The sequence below is a fragment of the Streptomyces sp. NPDC031426 genome, from assembly GCF_055581585.1.
The window spans coordinates 246,058-267,936 of record NZ_JBVIJE010000010.1 but is presented as its reverse complement, the minus strand read 5'-3'; the positions used below and the strand labels follow the sequence as shown (position 1 = coordinate 267,936).

General features: G+C 70.6%; 15 protein-coding genes and 2 pseudogenes. 14 read left to right on the top strand and 3 right to left on the bottom strand.

What is annotated here, in order from left to right:
• Window positions 1-30: 30 nt before the first annotated feature.
• The 6 genes and pseudogenes from ACZ5NH_RS22880 (at window position 31) to serA (ending at window position 10,050) form a co-directional block, all read left to right on the top strand.
• Entirely contained in the window at window positions 31-984 is a 954-nt protein-coding gene (locus tag ACZ5NH_RS22880) for a 2-hydroxyacid dehydrogenase (protein ID WP_468777640.1), read from the top strand.
• 387 nt (window positions 985-1,371) lie between these two features.
• A pseudogene (locus tag ACZ5NH_RS22875) lies at window positions 1,372-4,445 on the top strand (putative bifunctional diguanylate cyclase/phosphodiesterase).
• 243 nt (window positions 4,446-4,688) lie between these two features.
• Window positions 4,689-6,536, top strand: a complete 1,848-nt coding sequence (locus ACZ5NH_RS22870; protein ID WP_388628219.1) for an acetolactate synthase large subunit — start codon at window positions 4,689-4,691, stop codon at window positions 6,534-6,536.
• Window positions 6,537-6,558: 22 nt separating this feature from the next.
• On the top strand, window positions 6,559-7,083 hold the full coding sequence (ilvN, locus tag ACZ5NH_RS22865; protein ID WP_055708145.1) for an acetolactate synthase small subunit: 525 nt from the start codon (window positions 6,559-6,561) through the stop codon (window positions 7,081-7,083).
• Between the two features lie 131 nt (window positions 7,084-7,214).
• Complete coding sequence (gene ilvC / locus ACZ5NH_RS22860; RefSeq protein WP_388628216.1) at window positions 7,215-8,213, top strand: ketol-acid reductoisomerase; 999 nt, start codon at window positions 7,215-7,217, stop codon at window positions 8,211-8,213.
• Between the two features lie 247 nt (window positions 8,214-8,460).
• Window positions 8,461-10,050: a phosphoglycerate dehydrogenase gene (gene serA / locus ACZ5NH_RS22855; RefSeq protein ID WP_468777637.1), complete on the top strand. Its 1,590-nt coding sequence runs from the start codon at window positions 8,461-8,463 to the stop codon at window positions 10,048-10,050.
• A gap of 90 nt (window positions 10,051-10,140) precedes the next feature.
• Here the strand turns inward: serA and ACZ5NH_RS22850 are convergent, their stop codons facing one another.
• Entirely contained in the window at window positions 10,141-11,679 is a 1,539-nt protein-coding gene (locus ACZ5NH_RS22850) for an MFS transporter (protein WP_468777635.1), read from the bottom strand.
• A gap of 98 nt (window positions 11,680-11,777) precedes the next feature.
• Here ACZ5NH_RS22850 and ACZ5NH_RS22845 point away from each other — a divergent pair, with 98 nt between their 5' ends.
• A complete protein-coding gene (locus ACZ5NH_RS22845; protein WP_468777633.1) occupies window positions 11,778-12,368 on the top strand; it encodes a TetR/AcrR family transcriptional regulator in 591 nt (196 codons plus the stop codon).
• A gap of 41 nt (window positions 12,369-12,409) precedes the next feature.
• Here the strand turns inward: ACZ5NH_RS22845 and ACZ5NH_RS22840 are convergent, their stop codons facing one another.
• Window positions 12,410-13,783 (bottom strand): PucR family transcriptional regulator, encoded by a 1,374-nt coding sequence (locus ACZ5NH_RS22840; RefSeq protein ID WP_388628205.1) that lies wholly within the window; start codon window positions 13,781-13,783, stop codon window positions 12,410-12,412.
• Between the two features lie 164 nt (window positions 13,784-13,947).
• Here ACZ5NH_RS22840 and ACZ5NH_RS22835 point away from each other — a divergent pair, with 164 nt between their 5' ends.
• The 7 genes and pseudogenes from ACZ5NH_RS22835 to ACZ5NH_RS22805 all read left to right on the top strand — a co-directional run bounded on the left by ACZ5NH_RS22835 (window position 13,948) and on the right by ACZ5NH_RS22805 (window position 20,242).
• Window positions 13,948-14,874, top strand: coding sequence for a proline dehydrogenase family protein (locus tag ACZ5NH_RS22835; RefSeq protein ID WP_468777631.1), 927 nt, complete (start codon window positions 13,948-13,950; stop codon window positions 14,872-14,874).
• Window positions 14,875-14,913: 39 nt separating this feature from the next.
• On the top strand, window positions 14,914-16,545 hold the full coding sequence (gene pruA / locus ACZ5NH_RS22830; protein WP_388628199.1) for an L-glutamate gamma-semialdehyde dehydrogenase: 1,632 nt from the start codon (window positions 14,914-14,916) through the stop codon (window positions 16,543-16,545).
• Between the two features lie 110 nt (window positions 16,546-16,655).
• Window positions 16,656-17,195 (top strand): GNAT family N-acetyltransferase, encoded by a 540-nt coding sequence (locus tag ACZ5NH_RS22825; protein WP_468777629.1) that lies wholly within the window; start codon window positions 16,656-16,658, stop codon window positions 17,193-17,195.
• A 51-nt stretch (window positions 17,196-17,246) separates the two neighbouring features.
• Window positions 17,247-17,366 (top strand): annotated as a pseudogene (locus ACZ5NH_RS22820) (LysR family transcriptional regulator); the annotation flags it as partial.
• 285 nt (window positions 17,367-17,651) lie between these two features.
• Window positions 17,652-17,783, top strand: coding sequence for a hypothetical protein (locus ACZ5NH_RS22815; RefSeq protein ID WP_283844273.1), 132 nt, complete (start codon window positions 17,652-17,654; stop codon window positions 17,781-17,783).
• A gap of 80 nt (window positions 17,784-17,863) precedes the next feature.
• Window positions 17,864-18,907: a 3-isopropylmalate dehydrogenase gene (locus ACZ5NH_RS22810; RefSeq protein WP_450980430.1), complete on the top strand. Its 1,044-nt coding sequence runs from the start codon at window positions 17,864-17,866 to the stop codon at window positions 18,905-18,907.
• A gap of 246 nt (window positions 18,908-19,153) precedes the next feature.
• Window positions 19,154-20,242 (top strand): branched-chain amino acid aminotransferase, encoded by a 1,089-nt coding sequence (locus tag ACZ5NH_RS22805; protein ID WP_388628191.1) that lies wholly within the window; start codon window positions 19,154-19,156, stop codon window positions 20,240-20,242.
• 151 nt (window positions 20,243-20,393) lie between these two features.
• On the opposite strand, the gene ACZ5NH_RS22800 is transcribed toward ACZ5NH_RS22805, so the two are convergent.
• On the bottom strand, window positions 20,394-21,830 hold the full coding sequence (locus ACZ5NH_RS22800) for a cytosine permease (protein WP_468777626.1): 1,437 nt from the start codon (window positions 21,828-21,830) through the stop codon (window positions 20,394-20,396).
• Window positions 21,831-21,879 lie beyond the last annotated feature (49 nt).

Below are 21,879 nucleotides of genomic sequence, written 5' to 3'. Positions count from 1 at the left end.
CGCGCGCGTACCTGACATAGCCTCCATGGCATGAGTGCTGACGTGTGGCTTCCCATGGCGCCGGACGAGATCGAGGGGCTGCCCGAGGGGCCCCGGTACCTGTTCTGGGACGGGGGCGAGGACGGTGACCAGCCCTTTCCCGGCGACCCTGCGGACTGCGTCCTGTACGTGGTGCCGTACATGAAGCCGTGGCCGGTCAGGGTGCGTCCGCTGGAGCGGCTCACCAACGTCCAGGTGATCCAGACCCTCACCGCAGGAGTCGACGACGTCATGTCGCGGCTGTCCGCGATCCGGCCGGGCGTCCGGCTGTGCAACGCGCGCGGTGTGCACGAGGCGAGCACCGCCGAACTCGCGCTCGCCCTGACCCTCGCCTCCCTGCGCGGCATCCCCGGCTTCGTCCGGGCCCAGGAGCACGGGCGCTGGCAGAGCGCCTTCCACCCGGCCCTCGCCGACAAGTCCGTCCTCATCGTCGGCTACGGCTCCATCGGCGCCGCCATCGAGGACCGGCTCGCGCCCTTTGAGGTCGCGCGGGTGGCGCGCGTCGCGCGCTCTGAGCGCACCACGGCGCGCGGTCCGGTGCATCCGTTCACCGAATTGCCTTCTTTGCTTCCACACGCCGACGTCGTGATCCTTTCCACGCCCTTGACGGAGGAGACGCGGGGGCTGGTCGACACCGAGTTCCTCGCCCGGATGAAGGACGGAGCGCTGCTCGTGAACGTGGCGCGCGGTCCCGTCGTCGACACGAAGGCGCTGCTCGCGGAGCTGGAGAGCGGCCGTGTCACCGCCGCCCTGGACGTCACCGATCCCGAGCCGCTGCCGGCCGGACACCCGCTCTGGCGGGCCCCCGGTGTGCTCATCACCCCGCATGTGGGCGGACCCAGCTCCGCCTTCCTGCCGCGAGCCAAGCGGCTGCTCGCCGACCAGTTGACCCGGTTCGTGAACCACGAGCCCCTGCGCAACGTGATCCTGACGACGGGCGCGTAACCCCGGTTTCGGCACCCTCCGCAACCCCTCGGATGCGGCCCGTACCCGCATCCCCGCTGGTCGTCACGGAGCGTAGAGAACCTATGTCCCTGAGTGACGAACCTGGTGTATCGTCCCGGACAGGGGCTGCGCCGCCTACCGTTCGGCGCCGGGGATGGACATTTCAGATTTGTGAGGGGGGCGACGGGCGATGCACGGCCTATGGACGAGCGATCCGACGCGGCGGAGCCGCCGACGGCGGCCCTGGCGCACGGCCGCGCGCAGACGCGGCCACCACACCAGCCACCACAGCCATCAGCAGCGCAGGCACAGCGGCCGCAGGAGGCATGCGCACCCAGCACACCGGGACCGTCGGTACCCGGGAGCGGCGCTCACCGGGAGGCCCCGGTGAGCGCGCCGCCCTCGGTGACGACCGCCCTCGACGCGGCCGTGCGCGCCTCGCATCCGCAGCAGGCGCCGCTGCCCCGGCGGCCGGCCGCCGGTGAACGCGCGCGCACGAAGGAGCAACTCGTTCTCGCCCTGGTCTGCGCGGCCTACGCCGTCGGGGCCGCGTTCGACTGGGGTACGGACGAAGTGGCACTGATCATGGGCGACTTCGGGCTGAGCGCCGCGGCGGGCACCGCATCGGTCTCGTGCTTCCTGTACGCCCGCAACCGGCGCGTCCGTTTCCGCTCGGCCTGGCTGCTGTTCGCCCTCTCCTCCGCGATGGCGGCCCTCGGCAACGCGGTCTGGGGCTGGTACGAGGTCGTCCTCGGCCGGCCGGTGCCCAGCCCCTCCTACGCGGACCTGTTCTTCCTGTGCTTCGCCCCGCCGGCCATCGTGGGCCTGCTGGTGCTCGCCAAGCGGCCGGTGACCAGGGCCGGCTGGATCTGCCTGGCGCTGGACGCCTGGCTGATCGGCGGCTCGCTGCTCACGCTGTCCTGGAGCCTGGCACTCGCCCAGGCGGCCCGGTTCGACGGACCGAGCGTGGCGCACACCGCGCTGTCGCTGGCGTACCCGCTGCTCGACATCGTGCTCGTCAGCATGGTGCTCGCGCTGCACTTCCGCCGCACCCCGGGCAACCGCACCGCGGTGAACACGGCGATCGGCGCGCTCGCGCTGACCGTGATGTGCGACGCGCTGTTCACCTCGCCGCTGCTGCACAGCAGTTACCGCTCCGGACAGCTGCTGGACGCCGGCTGGTTCGCCGGTTCGCTGCTGCTCGCCTACGCCCCGTGGGCCGCACCCCGCCGCAGGGGCGCGGCGGAGGCGCGCGTACCGGACGGGCACACGCGCGTGGTCCACGAGCACGTGCCCGGACAGCGCGGCACCGGCCACCACCACGTGCCCGAGCCCGCCCCGGGAGGTGATCACAGCCGGTATCCGGCCGGCCGGCCGCTCACCGGCTCCCTCGCCGCCCTCACCCCGTACCTCGCCGCCGCCGTGTGCACCCTGGGCATCCTGTACAACGTCCTCAACGGGCGCCGACCCGACCATGTCGTGCTGATCACCGCGGGCGCCGTCGTGCTCGCCCTCGTCATCCGGCAGGGCATCATGCTGCTGGACAACATCACCCTGACCCAGGAACTGGCGCAGAAGGAGAACCACTTCCGCTCCCTGGTGCAGGGCTCCAGCGACGTGATCATGATCGCCGCGCCCAACGGCGTCCTGCGCTACGTCTCCCCGGCCGCCGCCGGGGTCTACGGCCGCTCCGCCGAGGAACTGGTGGGAACCGAACTGGCCGGCCTCATCCACCCGGAGGACCTGGGGTGCGTGGTGCACGAGGTGCGCCGCTTCCTGGCCGCCAGCCCCCTGGAGGAACCCACCACCCGCATCGAGTGCCGCTTCCGGTCCGGCGACGGCGGCTGGCTCAACGTCGAGTCGACCGTCAACCGCCACCACGGCGGCCTGATCTTCAACAGCCGGGACGTCACCGAGCGCGTCCGCCTGCAGGCGCAACTGCAGCACAACGCCGAGCACGACCCGCTGACCGACCTGCCCAACCGCGCGCTGTTCACACGGCGCGTGCAGCAGGCCCTGTCCGGCCGCCGCGCCACCGACCGGGGCGCCGCCCTGTGGGGCACGGCCGTGCTCTTCATCGACCTGGACGGCTTCAAGGCCGTCAACGACACGATCGGGCACCAGGCCGGGGACGAGCTGCTCGTCCAGGCCGCCCGCAGACTCCAGGACGCGGTCCGGCAGGGGGACACCGCATCCCGGCTGGGCGGCGACGAGTTCGCGGCCCTGATCACCGGGGACGGTACCCGGGAGCGTGCCGCCCGGGAGCGGAACATCCTGGAGCTCGCCGACCGCCTCAGGGTGACCCTCTCCCAGCCGTACGCCATCGACGGCAGCGACGTCAGGGTCAACGCCTCCATCGGCGTCGCCTTCGCCGAACCGGGCCTCGGCGCGGGCGAGCTGCTGCGCAACGCCGACCTCGCGATGTACCGCGCGAAAGCGGCCGGAAAGGGCCGGGTCGAGCTGTACAGGCCGCAGATGCAGCAGGACGTCGTACGCAAGGCGGAGCTGGCCACCCGGCTGCGTGCCGCACTGCACGACGGCGAGTTCGCCCTGCTGCACCAGCCGGTGGTGTGCCTGGAGGGCGGCCGGATCACGGCGGTGTCGGCGCAGGCGCGCTGGCGCTCCTCGCAGGGGGTGCTGTTCACCCCCGCCGAGTTCCTGCGGGTGACCGAGGGCGGTGACAAGACCGCCGAGCTGGACCGCTGGATCCTGCAGGCGGCCGTCGAGCAGGCCGCCGAGCGGGCCGCGACCGGGACCGTCGTACCGGTGGCCGTCCGGATGAGCGCCCGGCGCTTGCTGGACCGCTCGATTCCGCTCGGCTCCGTGGAGGCACTGCTGACCCGGCACGGGCTGCCGCCCGGCGCGCTGCTCCTGGAGCTGTCCGACACCGATCCGCGGGTGTGCCTGGACGACCTGGAGCGGCGGCTGACCGCGCTCAGCCGGCTCGGGGTGCGGATCGCGCTGGACGGCTTCGGCAGCGGCTACGCGGCCATCATGGCGCTCAGAAGGCTCCCGGTCGACGTCCTGAAACTCGACCGCAGTCTGGTCGAGGGCGTCGTGGAGTCCGCGCGGCTGCACAAGATCACCAGCGGTCTGCTGCGGATCGCCGGGGATCTCGGGCTGCAGTCCGTGGCCGAGGGCGTGGACCTGCCGGAGCAGGTCGTCGCGCTGCGCGCGATGGGCTGCACGCACGGGCAGGGCATGGCGTTCGCGGGGCCGCTGGACGAGTACCGGCTGCGCCGGGTGCTCGGATCCGGCCACTACCCGGTGCCGCGCGCACCGGCCGAGCCGGCGTTCGCGGGCTCGACACCGACTGGAGCGCCCCGGAGGTGAACGCGCCATGGAAAGGTGTGAGCGAGCCGAAGGGGCGCTCCGGGGTGTACACAGGGGGTGTTACGGCTGTCCTCGGAGGCGGCAGTGCCCTTCGTTCACATTCTGAGACTCCCGTCCCACCCACTTGACACGTGGTGCGCGTCAGGGGGAGGGTCAGTGCCATGCGCACCCGAATTCTCGTACTTGGACAGCGCGTCGGCTGAGCTGGGACCCACCGGAGGACGATCCGGCAACCCCAGCGACCTCACCGGCGCGCTCCCCTCGCTTGCCTTGCGGCACGAGGGGTTTTTTGTTGCACGAGTGCCTTTCGTGCAGCGCGTGAACTCCGTACAAACCTCGCAAAAACCCTCAGCATCGAGAAGAGAATGCCGATGACCGAGCAGGCCACCGGGGCCCATCCGCAGCCGCGGCCCCGATCCGGAGGACAGCAGTCCGCCCCCGTCGAGCACGTCACGGGTGCGCAGTCCCTCATCCGCTCCCTCGAGGAGGTCGGCGCTGACACGGTATTCGGCATTCCCGGCGGCGCGATCCTGCCGGCGTACGACCCCCTGATGGACTCGACGCGGGTCCGTCATGTGCTGGTCCGCCACGAGCAGGGCGCCGGCCACGCGGCCACCGGCTATGCGCAGGCCACCGGCAAGGTCGGCGTCTGCATGGCGACCTCGGGCCCGGGTGCGACCAACCTGGTCACGCCGATCGCCGACGCCCACATGGACTCCGTCCCGCTGGTCGCGATCACCGGCCAGGTCGCCTCGAAGGCGATCGGCACCGACGCCTTCCAGGAGGCGGACATCGTCGGCATCACCATGCCGATCACCAAGCACAACTTCCTCGTCACCAAGGCCGAGGACATCCCGCGGATCATCGCGCAGGCTTTCCACATCGCCTCCACCGGCCGCCCCGGCCCGGTCCTGGTCGACATCGCCAAGGACGCCCTCCAGGCGAAGACCGTCTTCTCCTGGCCGCCCACCATGGACCTGCCCGGCTACCGCCCGGTGACCAAGCCGCACGCCAAGCAGATCCGCGAGGCGGCCAAGCTGATCACCTCCGCCAAGCGGCCCGTCCTCTATGTCGGCGGCGGCGTCATCAAGGCGAACGCCACCGCCGAGCTGAAGGTCCTCGCCGAACTCACCGGAGCGCCCGTCACCACCACCCTGATGGCGCTCGGCGCGTTCCCCGACAGCCACCCGCTGCACGTGGGAATGCCGGGCATGCACGGTGCGGTCACCGCCGTCACCGCGCTGCAGAAGGCCGACCTGATCGTCGCCCTCGGCGCCCGCTTCGACGACCGCGTCACCGGCAGGCTGGACAGCTTCGCGCCGTACGCCAAGATCGTCCACGCCGACATCGACCCGGCCGAGATCGGCAAGAACCGCGCCGCGGACGTGCCGATCGTCGGTGACGCCCGCGAGGTCATCGCCGACCTGGTCCAGGCCGTGCAGAAGGAGCACAGCGAGGGCCACAAGGGCGACTACACCGCCTGGTGGAGCGACCTCAGCCGCTGGCGCGACACCTACCCGCTCGGCTACGACCAGCCCGAGGACGGCTCGCTCTCCCCGCAGCAGGTCATCGAGCGCATCGGCCAACTCGCGCCCGAGGACACGATCTTCGCCGCCGGCGTCGGCCAGCACCAGATGTGGGCCGCGCACTTCATTCAGTACGACAAGCCCGCCACCTGGCTGAACTCCGGCGGCGCCGGAACCATGGGCTACGCGGTCCCGGCCGCCATGGGCGCCAAGGCCGGACAGCCGGACCGCACGGTCTGGGCGATCGACGGCGACGGCTGCTTCCAGATGACCAATCAGGAACTGACCACCTGCGCCCTGAACAACATCCCGATCAAGGTCGCCATCATCAACAACGGCGCCCTCGGAATGGTCCGCCAGTGGCAGACCCTGTTCTACAACCAGCGCTACTCCAACACCGTGCTGCACAGCGGCCCCGACGACATCAACCCGGAGGCCAAGGGCACGCGCGTGCCGGACTTCGTGAAGCTGTCCGAGGCGATGGGCTGCGTGGGCCTGCGCTGCGAGCGCCCGGAGGACCTGGACAAGGTCATCCAGGAGGCGAACTCCATCAACGACCGCCCCGTCGTCATCGACTTCATCGTCCACGAGGACGCGATGGTGTGGCCGATGGTCGCCGCCGGCACCTCCAACGACGAGATCATGGCCGCCCGGGACGTCCGCCCCGACTTCGGCGACAACGAAGACGACTGAGCGAGAGAGACGTAAAAAGATCATGTCCAAGCACACGCTCTCCGTCCTGGTGGAGAACACGCCGGGCATCCTCGCCCGGATCGCCGCCCTGTTCTCCCGCCGCGGCTTCAACATCGACTCGCTCGCGGTGGGCGTCACCGAGCACCCCGACATCTCCCGCATCACCATCGTGGTGGGCGTCGAGGACCTGCCGCTGGAGCAGGTGACCAAGCAGCTCAACAAGCTCGTCAACGTGCTGAAGATCGTGGAGCTGGAGCCCGGTCAGGCCGTGCAGCGCGAACTCGTCCTGGTGAAGGTCCGCGCCGACAACGAGACCCGCTCCCAGATCGTCGAGATCGTCCAGCTGTTCCGCGCCAAGACCGTGGACGTCTCCCCGGAGGCCGTCACCATCGAGGCCACCGGATCCAGCGAGAAGCTGTCCGCCATGCTCAAGATGCTGGAGCCGTTCGGCATCAAGGAGCTGGTGCAGTCCGGCACGATCGCGATCGGCCGCGGCGCCCGTTCAATCACCGACCGCTCGCTGCGCGCCCTCGACCGATCCGCGTAAAGCTGAAGTACGGCTGAAACCGGGCGGCCGGCGACACGCCGTCCGCCCGGATGCCGAGATCCCGAAACTTCCCTTCCCCTCACCGGCATACGGTGGGACGCACAACCTGCACACCAAGGAGAGAACCCAAAGTGGCCGAGCTGTTCTACGACGCTGACGCCGACCTGTCCATCATCCAGGGCCGCAAGGTCGCGGTCATCGGCTACGGCAGCCAGGGCCACGCCCACGCGCTGTCGCTGCGTGACTCCGGTGTCGACGTCCGCGTCGGTCTGCACGAGGGCTCCAAGTCCAAGGCCAAGGCCGAGGAGCAGGGCCTGCGCGTGGTGACGCCCTCCGAGGCCGCCGCCGAGGCCGACGTCATCATGATCCTGGTCCCGGACCCGATCCAGGCCCAGGTCTACGAGGAGTCCATCGCCCCGAACCTGAAGGACGGCGACGCGCTGTTCTTCGGCCATGGCTTCAACATCCGCTTCGGTTTCATCAAGCCCCCGGCCGGCGTGGATGTCTGCATGGTCGCCCCGAAGGGCCCGGGCCACCTGGTGCGCCGTCAGTACGAGGAGGGCCGCGGCGTTCCGTGCATCGCGGCGGTCGAGCAGGACGCCTCCGGAGGCGCCTTCGCGCTGGCCCTGTCGTACGCCAAGGGCATCGGCGGCACCCGCGCCGGCGTGATCAAGACGACCTTCACCGAGGAGACCGAGACCGACCTGTTCGGTGAGCAGGCCGTCCTCTGCGGTGGTACGGCCGCGCTGGTCAAGGCGGGCTTCGAGACCCTGACCGAGGCCGGCTACCAGCCGGAGATCGCCTACTTCGAGTGCCTGCACGAGCTGAAGCTGATCGTGGACCTCATGTACGAGGGCGGCCTGGAGAAGATGCGCTGGTCCATCTCCGAGACCGCCGAGTGGGGCGACTACGTCACGGGCCCGCGCATCATCACCGACGCCACCAAGGCCGAGATGAAGAAGGTCCTCGCCGAGATCCAGGACGGGTCCTTCGCCCAGCAGTGGATGGACGAGTACCACGGCGGCCTGAAGAAGTACAACGAGTACAAGCAGCAGGACGCCGAGCACCTGCTGGAGACCACGGGCAAGCAGCTGCGCAAGCTGATGAGCTGGGTGAACGAGGAGGCGTAAGCCTCACGTCAGGGGGCCGGGGCATGCTGCTCCGGCCCCCGTCTTCCATCTGTTGTCCACCCCGTCCAGCCCCGGACGGGTGATCCTTCCGTGGAGGCGCAAGACGCCCTGCGCCACGCCACTAGACTGCTGCACACAACACGCGTCAGGCCCACAGCGTCGTGCGTCTTCCGCGGCTAGCCCCCCCTCCTCCGCCTGCGGCCGTCGGGACGGCCGTCCGCATGCTCTGGACTTGTGAGGACCTCACGTGAGCTCGAAACCCGTCGTACTCATCGCTGAAGAGCTTTCGCCCGCGACCGTGGACGCGCTCGGCCCGGACTTCGAGATCCGGCACACCAACGGAGCCGACCGAGCCGAACTGCTCCCCGCCATCGCCGACGTCGACGCGATCCTGATCCGCTCCGCCACCAAGGTCGACGCCGAGGCCATCGCCGCGGCGAAGAAGCTCAAGGTCGTGGCCCGCGCCGGCGTCGGCCTGGACAACGTCGACGTCTCCGCCGCCACCAAGGCCGGCGTGATGGTCGTCAACGCCCCGACCTCCAACATCGTGACCGCCGCCGAGCTGGCCTGCGGTCTGATCCTCGCCTCCGCCCGCAACATCCCGCAGGCCAACGCCGCGCTGAAGAACGGCGAGTGGAAGCGCAGCAAGTACACGGGCGTCGAGCTGGCCGAGAAGACCCTCGGTGTCGTCGGCCTCGGCCGCATCGGCGCCCTGGTCGCCCAGCGCATGTCCGCCTTCGGCATGAAGGTCGTCGCCTACGACCCCTACGTCCAGCCTGCCCGCGCCGCGCAGATGGGCGTCAAGGTGCTCTCCCTGGACGAGCTGCTGGAGGTCTCCGACTTCATCACCGTCCACCTGCCCAAGACCCCCGAGACCCTCGGCCTCATCGGCGACGAGGCGCTGCGCAAGGTCAAGCCGAGCGTGCGCATCGTCAACGCCGCGCGCGGCGGCATCGTGGACGAGGCGGCGCTGTACTCGGCGCTGAAGGAGGGCCGGGTCGCCGGCGCGGGCCTCGACGTGTACGCCAAGGAGCCCTGCACCGACTCCCCGCTGTTCGAGCTGGACCAGGTCGTGTGCACCCCGCATCTCGGCGCCTCCACCGACGAGGCCCAGGAGAAGGCGGGCATCGCGGTCGCGAAGTCCGTCCGCCTCGCCCTCGCCGGTGAGCTGGTGCCGGACGCGGTCAACGTCCAGGGCGGTGTCATCGCCGAGGACGTCAAGCCGGGCCTGCCGCTCGCCGAGCGCCTCGGCCGGATCTTCACCGCCCTCGCCGGTGAGGTCGCGCACCGCCTCGACGTCGAGGTCTACGGCGAGATCACCCAGCACGACGTGAAGGTCCTTGAGCTGTCCGCGCTCAAGGGCGTCTTCGAGGACGTCGTCGACGAGACGGTGTCGTACGTCAACGCGCCGCTGTTCGCCCAGGAGCGTGGCGTCGAGGTACGGCTGACCACCAGCTCCGAGTCGGCCGAGCACCGCAACGTCGTCACCGTGCGCGGCACGCTCGCGAACGGCGAGGAGGTGTCGGTCTCCGGCACGCTGGCCGGCCCGAAGCACGTCCAGAAGATCGTCGCGGTCGGCGACTACGACGTCGACCTCGCCCTCGCCGACCACATGGTCGTCCTGCGCTACGAGGACCGTCCCGGTGTCGTCGGCACCGTCGGCCGCATCCTCGGCGAGGCGGGCATCAACATCGCCGGCATGCAGGTCGCGCGTGCCGTCGCCGGCGGCGAGGCGCTGGCCGTGCTCACCGTCGACGACACGGTGGCCTCCGGTGTGCTGGCCGAGGTGGCCTCGGAGATCGGTGCGACGTCCGCCCGCTCTGTGAACCTCGTCTGACGCATCGACACCGTGAACCTCGTCTGACACATCGACAAACGCCGGGCGGGCTGACTTTCGTCAGCCCGCCCGGCGTTTTTCCGCGCTGTCCTACGAGTCGTCCCGCACCTCGATCCTCCGCAGGGACAGGGCCGCTCCCACCGCAGCCAGCATCAGGATCACCGCCCCGGCGATCGCCGCGCCCTGCATCCCGGTGGTGAAGGCCTCGCGGGCCGTGGCGAGCAGGGACCGACCGGCGGCGCCGGGCAGGTGGGCGGCCGTGGCGAGGGCGTCGCCCAGGGTCTCGCGGGCCCCGGCCGGGGCGGTGGCCGGCATCTCGTGGCGGTAGACCGCCGTACCGATCGAGCCGAGGACCGCCATGCCGAGCGCGCCGCCGAACTCGGCGCTGGTCTCCAGCAGGGAGGAGGCCGTGCCCGCCCGCTCCACCGGGGCGCCGCTCATGGCCAGGTCGGTCAGCTGCGAGACGATCGCGACCATCCCGCAGGCGAGGACGCCGGCCCCGGCGAGCGCCAGCCACAGCGAGTCGGTGCCGACGAGGGCGAGCATCGAGAAGCCGGCCGCCATGGCCGCGAAGCCGCCCGCGACGACGTAGCCCCGGTTGACGCCCCGCTGGACGAGCTGTGCGGTGACCGGACCGGCGAACCCGATGAACACCGAGGGCAGCAGGCTCCACAGGGCCGCCGACAGCGGGCTCTTGCCGAGGACCGACTGCAGGTACTGCGTGGTGAAGATGGCCGAGCCCATCATGGCGAGGGCGGCGACGAGGTTGAGGACCAGCGCCGGGGTGAAGCCGTGGCCCTTCAGCAGGGCCGGCGGGATCAGCGGGGAGGCGTTCGTGCGCTGCCGGCGGACGAAGAGAGCCGCGAAGAGCAGGCCGACGATGACGGAGACGACGTAGAGCGGGTGCCAGCCCTCGGAGGGGATCTCCTTCAGGCCGTAGATCACGGGGAGCACGGCGGCCATCGACAGCGGGACGCTCAGCCAGTCGAAACGGCCCGGGTTCGGGTCCTTCGACTCCGGCAGCAGCACCGGGCCGAGAAGCAGCAGCAGCGCCATCGCGGGCAGGTTGACCAGGAAGACCGAGCCCCACCAGAAGTGCTCGACCAGGATGCCGCTCATCACCGAACCGAGCGCGATACCGCCGGTCATGACGCCGGACCAGAGCCCGATCGCCTTCGCCCGCTGGCCGGGGTCGGTGAACATCGTGCGCAGCAGCGCCATCGTCGAGGGCATCAGGGTCGCACCGCCGATGCCGAGGATCGCGCGGGCCGCGATCAGGGTCTCGGCGCTGTTCGCGTAGGCCGCGAGGAGCGAGGCGGTGCCGAAGGCGGCGGCGCCCGTCAGCAGGAGCTTGCGGCGGCCGATGCGGTCGCCGAGGGAGCCCATCGTCATCAGCAGGCCGGCCAGGACGAAGCCGTAGACGTCGAAGATCCACAGCTGCTGGGTGCCGCTCGGGTGCAGGTCCGCGGCGATCGCGGGGGTCGCGAAGTACAGGACCGAGACGTCCATCGAGACCAGCAGCAGCGGCAGCATCAGCACGCCGAGAGCGGTCCACTCGCGGCGCCCGGCGCGGGCGGGGGCGGCGCTTTCGGCGCCGGCGGAGGAGGTGGTGCTCGTCGAGTTCGTCATGCCAGTGAATGTACGGGCGTCTTAAACGCTTGTCTAGAACGAATGTATAAGTCATCTGTCTAGGACGTCCGTATGGATCGGCGGTAGGGTTGGTGGGCATGGGACACCGTGAAGATCTGCTCGAAGGCGCCAAGCGCTGCCTGCTGGAGAAGGGGTTCCTGCGCACGACGGCGCGGGACATCGTCAAGGAGTCGGGCACCAACCTGGCGTCCATCGGCTACCACTACGGGTCGAAGGCCGAGCTGCTGGTGCAGGCGTACGTCTCGCTGATCGAGGGCGTGGGGGAGCGGTTCGACCCGGGGCTCGGCGGGACGGTCACCGAGCCTCCCGGTTCGCTGGCGCGCTTCCAGGAGGTGTGGACGAGCATCATCCGCACGGTGCCCGAGTCACGGGCGATCTGGATGCTGAGCTTCGAGCTGATGTTCCAGGACGAGCGACTGGAGGAGGTGCGCAAGCTCCTGGCCGAGGCCCAGAAGGAGGGCCGCTCCGGTCTGGTGGCGATGTTCAGCGGCATCCCGGAGTCCGACGTCGACCCGGAGGCGGTGGACACCGAGGGCCGTCTCTACCAGACCCTTCTCAACGGCCTCATGGTCCAGTGGCTCTTCGACCCGTCCTCGGCAACCACCGCCGAGCAACTGACGGCGGGGCTACGGCGGATCATGGCGGCGGCGGGCGCGGAGACTCGATGAGAGGCTGGGCCGGGCGGGGCTGAGATCGCGTAGGCCGAGAGCTAGGGTCTGCCGCCCATCCGTGCCCGCTTCAACGCCATGTGCAGAAGCAGGCGGTCCTCGCCGTCGTCCAGGTCCAGGCCCGTCAGCTGCTCCACCCGGGAGAGGCGGTAGTACAGGGTCTGGCGGTGGATGCCCAGTTCGGCTGCCGCGCGGGCGGCCTGGCCCGCGCAGTCCAGGTAGACCTCGGCGGTGCGGGCCAGTTCCCGGTGGGCGGGGGCGAGGAGTGGGCCGACCACGGGATCGTGCGCGGCCTGCGGCGGCAGCGCGGTCAGCAGCCGGTACGGCCCGATCCGCGCCCACTCCGCGACCGGCCCGAACCGCGGCTCGGCCAGCGCGGCCCGCGCGGCTGCGGTGGCCTCCTGCCAGACCGTGCCCAGCTCGGCGAGTCCGTTACGGGCATCACCGACCCCGGCCGCGCATCCGGCACCCGCGGCCACCCGGGCCGCCGCTCCGGCGAAGCCCGCCGCGGCCGCCGCGGCCGCCCGCGCCCCGGCCCCGCGCGCCGCGTTCCCCGATGCGCCAGGAGCCGCCCCGCCACCACCCGCCGTACCGCGACCGCCCGCACCACCAACTGTCCCTCCAAGCGCCCCCTCCGCCTCCCTGAGCAACCGCCCGGCCGCCGTAAGGGCCGGTGTGCTCACCTCCGTGGTCCGTAGCCGTACCAGCAGCGCGAGGCTCTGTTCCGAGGGGCCCCAGGGGAGGGTGCACAGGGCGGTGGCGTGGGGGATGGTGCGGGCGGCGGGGGCGTCGTCCGGGTCCGGTGACGGCCAGGGGGCCACGCAGACGAGGGTGAACGGGCCGTCGGCGCGGGGGCCGAGGGCGGTGCGCAGTTCGGCCACCGCCATGTCCTGCTGCCAGCCGCGCTCGGCGGTGAGCACCGCCCGCAGCTCCCGGCTCAGCCCGGCCCCGGCCTCCGCCTCGTCCGCGAGCAGCGCGCCGATCCGGCCGGCCACCTCCATCGCGGCGGCCAGCTGGGCGTCCGTCGGCCCGGGGTCGCCTTCCAGGAGCCAGACGTAGCCGAGGACGACACCCCGGTGGCGTACCGGCAGGCAGATCCGGCCGCGGTAGACGCCCGCCTCCGGGCTCCGCGGGATCCGTACCGGGCCGGTCGCGCGGGTGATGCCGAAGCCCTCGAACCACGCCCGGACCGTGGCCGTGGAGCGCCGGGTCAGGATCGAGCGGGTGCGCACCGGGTCCAGTGCGGAGGGATCCAGCTCGTCGTCGCTGTCGTACGCCCCGAAGGCGATCAGCTCGAAGTCGCGGTTCTCCAGGGTCGCCGGGACCCCGAGCAGCTCCGAGATCTCGTCCACGAGCTCCTGGTAGTCACCCTTGAAAGCCTTGAAATCCGCCGCCACCCGGGCATTCTCCCTCATTTTCCGGCGGCCTTCATACATCTGTCTGAGATCCGGTGCACGGATGCGTGACAGCTGTCGATGGCTCACGATCGGAGAGATCCTTAGGTTTCACGGTGGTTCTCCGTGCCGTACCCGAAGCGTTGGGTAATGGCCTATTTGATGCTTGTCTGTGGAGGTGCCCCGTGCTGGGTCCCGTGATTCTCGCCGCGTCGCGCAGCGACCGGATGCGACGCCTGATCTCGGCGGCCCCGGTGACCAAGCAGGTCGTCGACCGCTTCATCCCCGGCGAGACCGTCGACGACATCGTGCCGATCATCAAGGACCTGACGGCCAAGGGCCTGGAGCTGACGATGGACGTCGTCGGCGAGGACATCACCACCCCCGAGCAGGCCACCGCCGCCCGGGACGCCTACCTGCTGCTGATCGACCGCCTCAAGGAGCTGCAGCTCGGCGAGAAGGTCGAGATGTCGGTCAAGCTGTCCATGTTCGGGCAGGCGCTGGACGGCGGGCACGAGCTGGCGCTCGCCAACGTCCGGCCGGTCGTCGAGGCCGCCGCCGCCATCGGTACCACCGTGACGCTGGACGCCGAGGACCACACCACCCTCGACTCGATGTTCGCCATCCACGAGGAGCTGCGGAAGGACTTCCCGCAGACCGGCTGTGTCATCCAGGCCTACCTCTTCCGCACCGAGGCCGACGCCCGCAGCCTCGCCGCCGCCGGCAGCCGCGTCCGCCTGGTCAAGGGCGCCTACAAGGAGCCCGCCGAGGTCGCCTACCAGCAGAAGCACGAGATCGACAAGGCGTACGTCCGTGTCCTGCGGATCCTGATGGAGGGCGAGGGATACCCGATGATCGGGTCGCACGACCCGCGCCTGATCGCCATCGCCCAGGAGCTGGCCCACAAGGCCGGCCGCAAGCTCGACGAGTACGAGTTCCAGATGCTGTACGGCATCCGCGGCGACGAGCACCTGCGCCTGGCCGCCGAGGGCCACCGCATGCGCGTCTACACCGCCTACGGCACCGACTGGTACGGCTACTTCATGCGCCGTCTCGCGGAGAAGCCGGCGAACCTGCGCTTCTTCCTCCGCTCGATGGTCAGCAAGGGCTGAGTCCGAACACCCGCTCACGTACAAGGAGTCAAGGAACCTATGGACGCTGTGACCCAGGTCCCCACCCCCGTCAACGAGCCGGTGCACGGCTACGCCCCCGGCTCGCCCGAGCGCGCCCGGCTGGAGGCCAAGCTCAAGGAACTGGCCGAGAACCCGATAGACCTGCCGATGACCATCGGCGGCGAGCGGCGGATGGGCGGCGGCGAGCCGTTCCAGGTGGTCCAGCCGCACAACCACAAGGCCGTCATCGGCACCCTGCGCAACGCCACCCAGCAGGACGCCGAGGACGCCATCGACGCGGCCCTGGCCGCCGCCCCGGCCTGGCGCGCCATGTCCTTCGACGACCGCGCCGCGATCATCCTGCGCGCCGCCGAGCTGCTGGCCGGCCCCTGGCGCGAGACGATCGCCGCCTCCACCATGCTCGGCCAGTCGAAGACCGCCCAGCAGGCCGAGATCGACACGCCGTGCGAGCTGGTCGACTTCTGGCGCTTCAACGTGCACTACGCCCGCCAGATCCTCGCCGAGCAGCCCCCGGCGAACTCCCCCGGTGTCTGGAACCGCCTGGACCACCGCCCGCTGGAGGGCTTCGTCTACGCGATCACGCCCTTCAACTTCAGCGCCATCGCGGGCAACCTGCCGACGGCACCCGCCCTCATGGGCAACGTCGTCGTCTGGAAGCCGTCCCCGACGCAGACCCACGCGGCCGTGCTGCTGATGCAGCTCCTGGAGGAGGCCGGTCTGCCCAAGGGCGTCATCAACCTCGTCACGGGTGACGGCATCGAGGTCTCCAAGGTGGCCCTGGAGCACCGCGACCTGGCGGGCATCCACTTCACCGGTTCGACCAGGACCTTCCAGTACCTGTGGAAGACGGTCGGCAACAACATCGAGAAGTACCGCTCGTACCCGCGTCTGGTCGGCGAGACCGGCGGCAAGGACTTCCTGGTCGCCCACCCGTCGGCCGACCGCGCGGTGCTGAAGACCGCCCTGACCCGCGGTGCCTTCGAGTACCAGGGCCAGAAGTGCAGTGCCACCTCCCGCGCCTACATCCCGGCCTCCATCTGGAACTCGGGCTTCAAGGAGGAGTTCGCGGCCGAGGTCGACTACCTGACCATGGGTGACGTCACCGACCTGTCGAACTTCATCGGCGCCGTGATCGACGACCGTGCCTTCGCCAAGAACAAGGCCGCGATCGACCGCGCCAAGGAGGACCCGACCTGCGAGATCGTCGCGGGCGGCAGCTACGACGACTCGGTCGGCTACTTCGTCCGTCCGACGGTCATCGTCTCCACCGACCCGGAGAACGAGATCTTCCGCACGGAGTACTTCGGCCCGGTCCTCGGCGTCTACGTCTACGAGGACGACAAGTACGACGAGATGCTGGCCCAGATGGAGTCGGTCTCCGACTACGCCCTGACCGGCTCGGTCATCTCCAACGACCGCGCGGCGGCCGCCTACACGATGGAGAAGCTCCGCTACGCGGCCGGCAACTTCTACATCAACGACAAGTCGACCGGCGCCGTCGTCGGCCAGCAGCCCTTCGGCGGCGGCCGTGCCTCCGGCACCAACGACAAGGCCGGCGCCCCCCAGAACCTCCTGCGCTGGACCCTGACCCGCGCCATCAAGGAGACCCTGGTCCCGCCGACCGACTACTCCTACCCGCACATGGGCTGACCCTCGGCCCCGTGAACACGGGCCGGCAAGCCTGACCTCTGAGCAGGCTTGCCGGCCCGTTCCCATCCGCGGACGGTCCTTCCCCGGCAGCCGGCTGAGACGATGACGCCATGGCCGTCCGACTGCGTCTCGCCCACACCTCCGCCCTCGACCCGGCCGAACTCGGCGCCGTCCGGGCCCTGTTGGACGAGGTGTTCGGCGGGGACTTCTCCGACGACGACTGGGATCACGGGCTCGGCGGGATGCATGTGCTCGTCCAGGACGGGCGTGGGCTCGCCGCGCACGGGTCCGTGGTGATGCGGCGCCTCCGGCACCGGGGGCACTGGCTGCGCACCGGGTATGTCGAGGCCGTCGCCGTACGGCCGGACGCCCGGCGCACCGGGCTCGGCGGGCGGGTGATGGGGGAGCTGGAGCGGGTGATCGACCGGGCGTACGACCTCGGCGCGCTCTCCGCGAGCGAGGAGGGGGCCCTGTTGTACGCCGGCCGGGGCTGGCGGCAGTGGGGCGGGCCGGTGCACGCCCTGTCCCCGGACGGAATCGTGCGGCTCAAGGAGGAGGAAGGCGGCGTCTGGCTGCGGCCCGCGCTCGCCGGTCCCCTCGACCACGGCGGCGAGCTGGTCTTCGACTGGCGTGACGGCGACCTCACCTGAGGACGCGCCAGGCCGCGCGGACCAGGATCTTGCCCGAGTTCCCGCCGCGGCTCCTGCACGCGCGCCTGGTGGGCCGCCCAGGACTGGATACCGGCGGCGACCGTCCACGCCGAGGACGACGGGGCGGCGCTGTCGATGGTGGGCAGCGGGCTCGGCATGGCTGTCATGCCCCGTGCTCTCCCTCGGAACGCCGTCACCCGAACACACGAAAGCCCAGCTCAGGACGGTATGACGGGGACCGCCGTCTCAGATAGTAGGAAGTCCGAGTAATTATGGAGACAGGAGCGGGCCGCTCCCTTAGTTTTGTAGGAGCCGAACGTCTCGCTCGATCAAGCGAATGGCGGTCGTGAGCCGGGCCCGGTGCAGGCAACCCCTGCGGCCCCCGCTCCCCGCCCCTTCCGGCGTCTCGCAATCTCTCATCGCCGTGCTCCGTGTTTGCCGAAGGAGTCGATTCCCATGGCCGAGACGACCGTCCGCCGCCGCGTCCGCCACGTGACCCGCGCCAGCGAGTCCGACCGCAAGAACGCCGCCGCCGCCCTCCAACGCGCCCTCGACCGCCGCGACAACGGCGGCGAGACCGGCCACTGAGCCCCCGTCCGATGCCGTCCGCGTCGTCCATATGGCGGACGGGGCATGTCATCCCCTGGGACGAGGAGTAGGGTGCCCGCATGTCTCGCAGCATCAATCTCGCAGTGATCCCCGGGGACGGCATCGGACAGGAAGTCGTGTCCGAGGGTCTCAAGGTCCTCTCCGCCGTCCTGCCGCAGGATGTGAAGCTGGAGACCAAGGAGTACGACTTCGGCGCCAAGCGCTACCACGCCACCGGTGAGACCCTCACCGACGCCGATCTCGACGCGCTGAAGCAGCACGACGCCATCCTGCTCGGCGCCATCGGCGACCCGTCGGTGCCGTCCGGCGTCCTGGAGCGCGGCTTCCTCCTGAAGCTCCGCTTCGCCTTCGACCACCACGTCAACCTGCGCCCGTCGAAGCTCCTGCCCGGTGTCGCCACCCCGCTCGCCGGCCAGCCGGAGATCGACTTCGTCGTGGTCCGCGAGGGCACCGAGGGCCCGTACACCGGCAACGGCGGCACCATCCGCAAGGGCACCGAGCACGAGGTCGCCACCGAGGTCTCCGTCAACACCGCCTTCGGTGTCGAGCGCGTGGTCCGGGACGCCTTCGCCCGCGCCCAGGCCCGCCCGCGCAAGAAGCTCACCCTGGTCCACAAGAACAACGTGCTGACCTTCGCGGGCCACCTGTGGACGAACGTCTTCAACAAGGTGGCCAAGGAGTTCCCCGAGGTCACCACCGACTACATCCACGTCGACGCGGCGACGATCTACCTCGTCACCGACCCGGCGCGGTTCGACGTGATCGTCACCGACAACCTCTTCGGCGACATCATCACCGACCTCGCCGCGGCCGTCTCCGGCGGCATCGGCGTGGCCGCGAGCGGGAACATCAACCCCTCCCGCGAGTTCCCCTCGATGTTCGAGCCGGTCCACGGTTCCGCGCCCGACATCGCCGGCCAGGGCAAGGCCGACCCCACCGCCACGGTCCTGTCGGTCGCCCTGCTGCTGCGCCACCTCGGCTACGACGGCGAGGCCGACCGCATCGACACCGCGGTCGCCGCTGACCTCACCGAGCGTGCCGCGCTGGGTGCCCGCAGCACCTCGCAGATCGGCGACGCGCTCGCCGCCCGAGTAGCCGGCTGACCCGGCGCTCCACCCACGAAGCCGCCGGGTCGGACGACCGCCCGGCGGCTTTTCCATGTCCCCGCCGGGTGCCACCATCGACCCCTGGGCCGCTTTCACCCCCATTCCTTCCGCCGTGGGCCCCGCGCGATAATCGAACGCGGAGCCGCGGTATGAGGGAAAGCTCGGACGTCCTATCACTGAGAGGTCGCAGTGACGGGGTGTGAGCGCGGCCCGTCACTACAACCGGTGAAGGACAAACCACTCATGACGACGCCCACGATCGAGCTCAAGCCCTCCGCCAGCCCCCTCGCCGCCGCAGAGCGCGAGGCGATCCTGGCCAACCCCGGGTTCGGCCGCCACTTCACCGACCACATGGTGACGATCAGGTGGACCGAGGGCCGCGGCTGGCACGACGCCCAGCTCGTCCCGTACGGCCCGATCTCCCTCGACCCCTCCACCCACGTCCTGCACTACGGCCAGGAGATCTTCGAGGGACTGAAGGCCTACCGCCAGCCCGACGGCTCGATCGCGCTGTTCCGTCCCGAGGCCAACGCCCGCCGCTTCCGCAACTCCGCCCGCCGCATGGCCATGGCCGAGCTGCCCGAGGAGCTGTTCATCGCCGCGCTGGACGCGCTGCTCACCCAGGACGCCGACTGGGTTCCGCCGCACGGTGGAGAACAGTCCCTGTACCTGCGTCCGTTCATGTTCGCCACGGAGGCCGCGCTCGGCGTGCACCCGGCGAACGAGTACCTGTTCATGCTCATCGCCTCGCCCTCCGGCGCGTACTTCGCCGGTGGCGTCAAGCCGGTCACCATCTGGGTCTCCGAGGACCACGTCCGCGCCGTCCCCGGCGGCACCGGCGACGCCAAGACCGGCGGCAACTACGCCGCCTCCCTGCTGCCGCAGGCCGAGGCCGCCGCGCACGGCTGCGACCAGGTCGTCTACCTCGACGCGGTCACCCGCACCAAGGTCGAGGAGAGCGGCAGCATGAACGTCGCCTTCGTCTACGGCGACCGGATCGTCACCCCGGAGCTGACCGGCTCGATCCTGGAGGGCATCACCCGTGACTCCCTCCTCCAGGTCGCCCGCGACCTCGGCTACACCGCCGAGGAGGGTGTGGTCACCCTGGAGCAGTGGCGTGCGGACGCGGCCTCCGGTGCCCTCACCGAGGTCTTCGCCTGCGGCACCGCCGCCGTGGTCACGCCCATCGGCCACGTCAAGACCAAGACGGACGCCTGGACCCACGGCGACGGCAACCCCGGCGAGGTCACCCTCCGCCTGCGCGAGGCCCTGCTCGGCATCCAGCGCGGTGTGACGGAGGACAAGCACGGCTGGATGCACAAGATCGGCTGAGGTCCGCTCGACCGGCTGTCCGACGGGAGTGAGGCGCGCGCGTTCGAGGCGTAGCCACCGTTCCCGCCCCGGTACCCACCTCTTCCGCGGGGGCGCGTGCCCCCGCGGACACGCATCCGGGGTGACACCCGGCACGGGGGAGGCCGACTTCCTAGCGCCCGTGCTCGGCGCCGACCGGTTCCCGCGCGGCCTCGACGCGGGCCGATGCCGGTGGCCGGGGCGTCAGGAGCAGGTAGATCAGGCCGCCGACCGCGCCCGACAGCAGGAAACTGCAGTCCACACCGCCGGTCAGGTGCAGCAGCGGGCCCTGGTACGAGGGCAGGGACACCGCGAGCAGCCCGACGCCGGCGCCCAGCGCCCAGGAGACGGCCGCCCGCACGTTCCAGCCGGCGCGGTACCAGTAGATCCCGCCCCGCGAGCGGCGGTTGAAGACCTGCAGGGCGTCGGCGTCGTACACACCGCGGCAACGGGCGAAGCCGATGAGGGTGATCACGGCCCACGGGGTGCCGATGGCGGTGAGCAGCAGTACGAACGACGTCATCGCGGACTGCGCGTTCCAGGCGTAGTGGCCGACGAACACGCAGGCCGTGGCGACGATCGCGACCGTGTGGGTGGCACGGGCGCGGGACGCCCGGGGCAGGATGGCGTCCAGGTCCAGGCCCATGGAGTACAGCATCAGACCGGCGTTGCCGACCGAACCCGCCGAGGCGGACAGCAGCAGCGGGATCAGGTACCAGGTGGGGGAGGCCGCCACCAGCGGACCGGCGTAGTCCAGCGCCGCGTGGGCGCCGTACGCGGTGAAGGTGCCGAACAGCTGCGGCACCAGCAGGCCCAGGGTCAGCCCCAGCCAAGTGGCCCTCAGGACGCGGCGGCCCGAGTGCCGGGCCGGAGAGATGTAGCGGGTGTAGTCGCCGAGCAGGGTGATGAAGGCGATGGGACCGGACAGGCCGGCGGCCACGGCCGACAGGAACCAGGTCGGCCAGAACGAGCCGAGCAGATAGCCGCCCGTCTGGGGCATGGCCGCGGTGGTGAAGTGCGGGGCGTAGGCGAAGACGCCGAGCACCAGCAGGATCGTCATGCCGATGGACAGAACCTTGGACATGTTCAGCAGCACCCGGTAGCCGTACACCGCGCCCGCGACCGTGGCGCCGGCCAGCAGCGCGTAGACCACGGCGTACGACACCCCGTCCGCGGCCAGCCCGAACATCCGGCCGAGCACGCTGATCATCACGTCGCCGCCGATCCACACCGTCAGCGCGGTGTACCCGAGGGCGAGCAGCAGGCCGACGACCGAGCCGACCAGCCGGCCCCGGACGCCGAACTGGGCGCCGGAGGAGGTGGAGAGGTTGGTCGCGGTGCGCAGGGAGATGAGGGCCAGCGGTGCCGTCACCGCCGTACCGACGATTGTGCCCGCCACGATCGAGCTGACCGACGCCCACCAGCCGAGCCCGAAGGACGGCGGCAGCCAGCCGAAGATGATCACCCCGAGGCAGAGGTTGGAGCCGAGCAGGATCGAGACGAGATCGCGCGGACCGCTGGTCCGCTCCTCGTCCGGGATGGTGTCGACTCCGCGCTGTTCTATCGGCATGCCTGGTCTCCTTCGACTGCCGCCGGTCAGTTTGAGCGACGTTCAATGT

Bases quoted from the DNA above. Each gene is read 5' to 3' on its own strand.
- ACZ5NH_RS22880 (WP_468777640.1), top strand. From the start codon at position 31: ATGAGTGCTGACGTGTGGCTTCCCATGGCGCCGGACGAGATCGAGGGG.
- ACZ5NH_RS22870 (WP_388628219.1), top strand. From the start codon at position 4,689: ATGACCGAGCAGGCCACCGGGGCCCATCCGCAGCCGCGGCCCCGATCC.
- ilvN (WP_055708145.1), top strand. From the start codon at position 6,559: ATGTCCAAGCACACGCTCTCCGTCCTGGTGGAGAACACGCCGGGCATC.
- ACZ5NH_RS22850 (WP_468777635.1), bottom strand. From the start codon at position 11,679: ATGACGAACTCGACGAGCACCACCTCCTCCGCCGGCGCCGAAAGCGCC.
- ACZ5NH_RS22845 (WP_468777633.1), top strand. From the start codon at position 11,778: ATGGGACACCGTGAAGATCTGCTCGAAGGCGCCAAGCGCTGCCTGCTG.
- ACZ5NH_RS22840 (WP_388628205.1), bottom strand. From the start codon at position 13,783: ATGAGGGAGAATGCCCGGGTGGCGGCGGATTTCAAGGCTTTCAAGGGT.
- pruA (WP_388628199.1), top strand. From the start codon at position 14,914: ATGGACGCTGTGACCCAGGTCCCCACCCCCGTCAACGAGCCGGTGCAC.
- ACZ5NH_RS22825 (WP_468777629.1), top strand. From the start codon at position 16,656: ATGGCCGTCCGACTGCGTCTCGCCCACACCTCCGCCCTCGACCCGGCC.
- ACZ5NH_RS22815 (WP_283844273.1), top strand. From the start codon at position 17,652: ATGGCCGAGACGACCGTCCGCCGCCGCGTCCGCCACGTGACCCGCGCC.
- ACZ5NH_RS22810 (WP_450980430.1), top strand. From the start codon at position 17,864: ATGTCTCGCAGCATCAATCTCGCAGTGATCCCCGGGGACGGCATCGGA.
- ACZ5NH_RS22805 (WP_388628191.1), top strand. From the start codon at position 19,154: ATGACGACGCCCACGATCGAGCTCAAGCCCTCCGCCAGCCCCCTCGCC.
- ACZ5NH_RS22800 (WP_468777626.1), bottom strand. From the start codon at position 21,830: ATGCCGATAGAACAGCGCGGAGTCGACACCATCCCGGACGAGGAGCGG.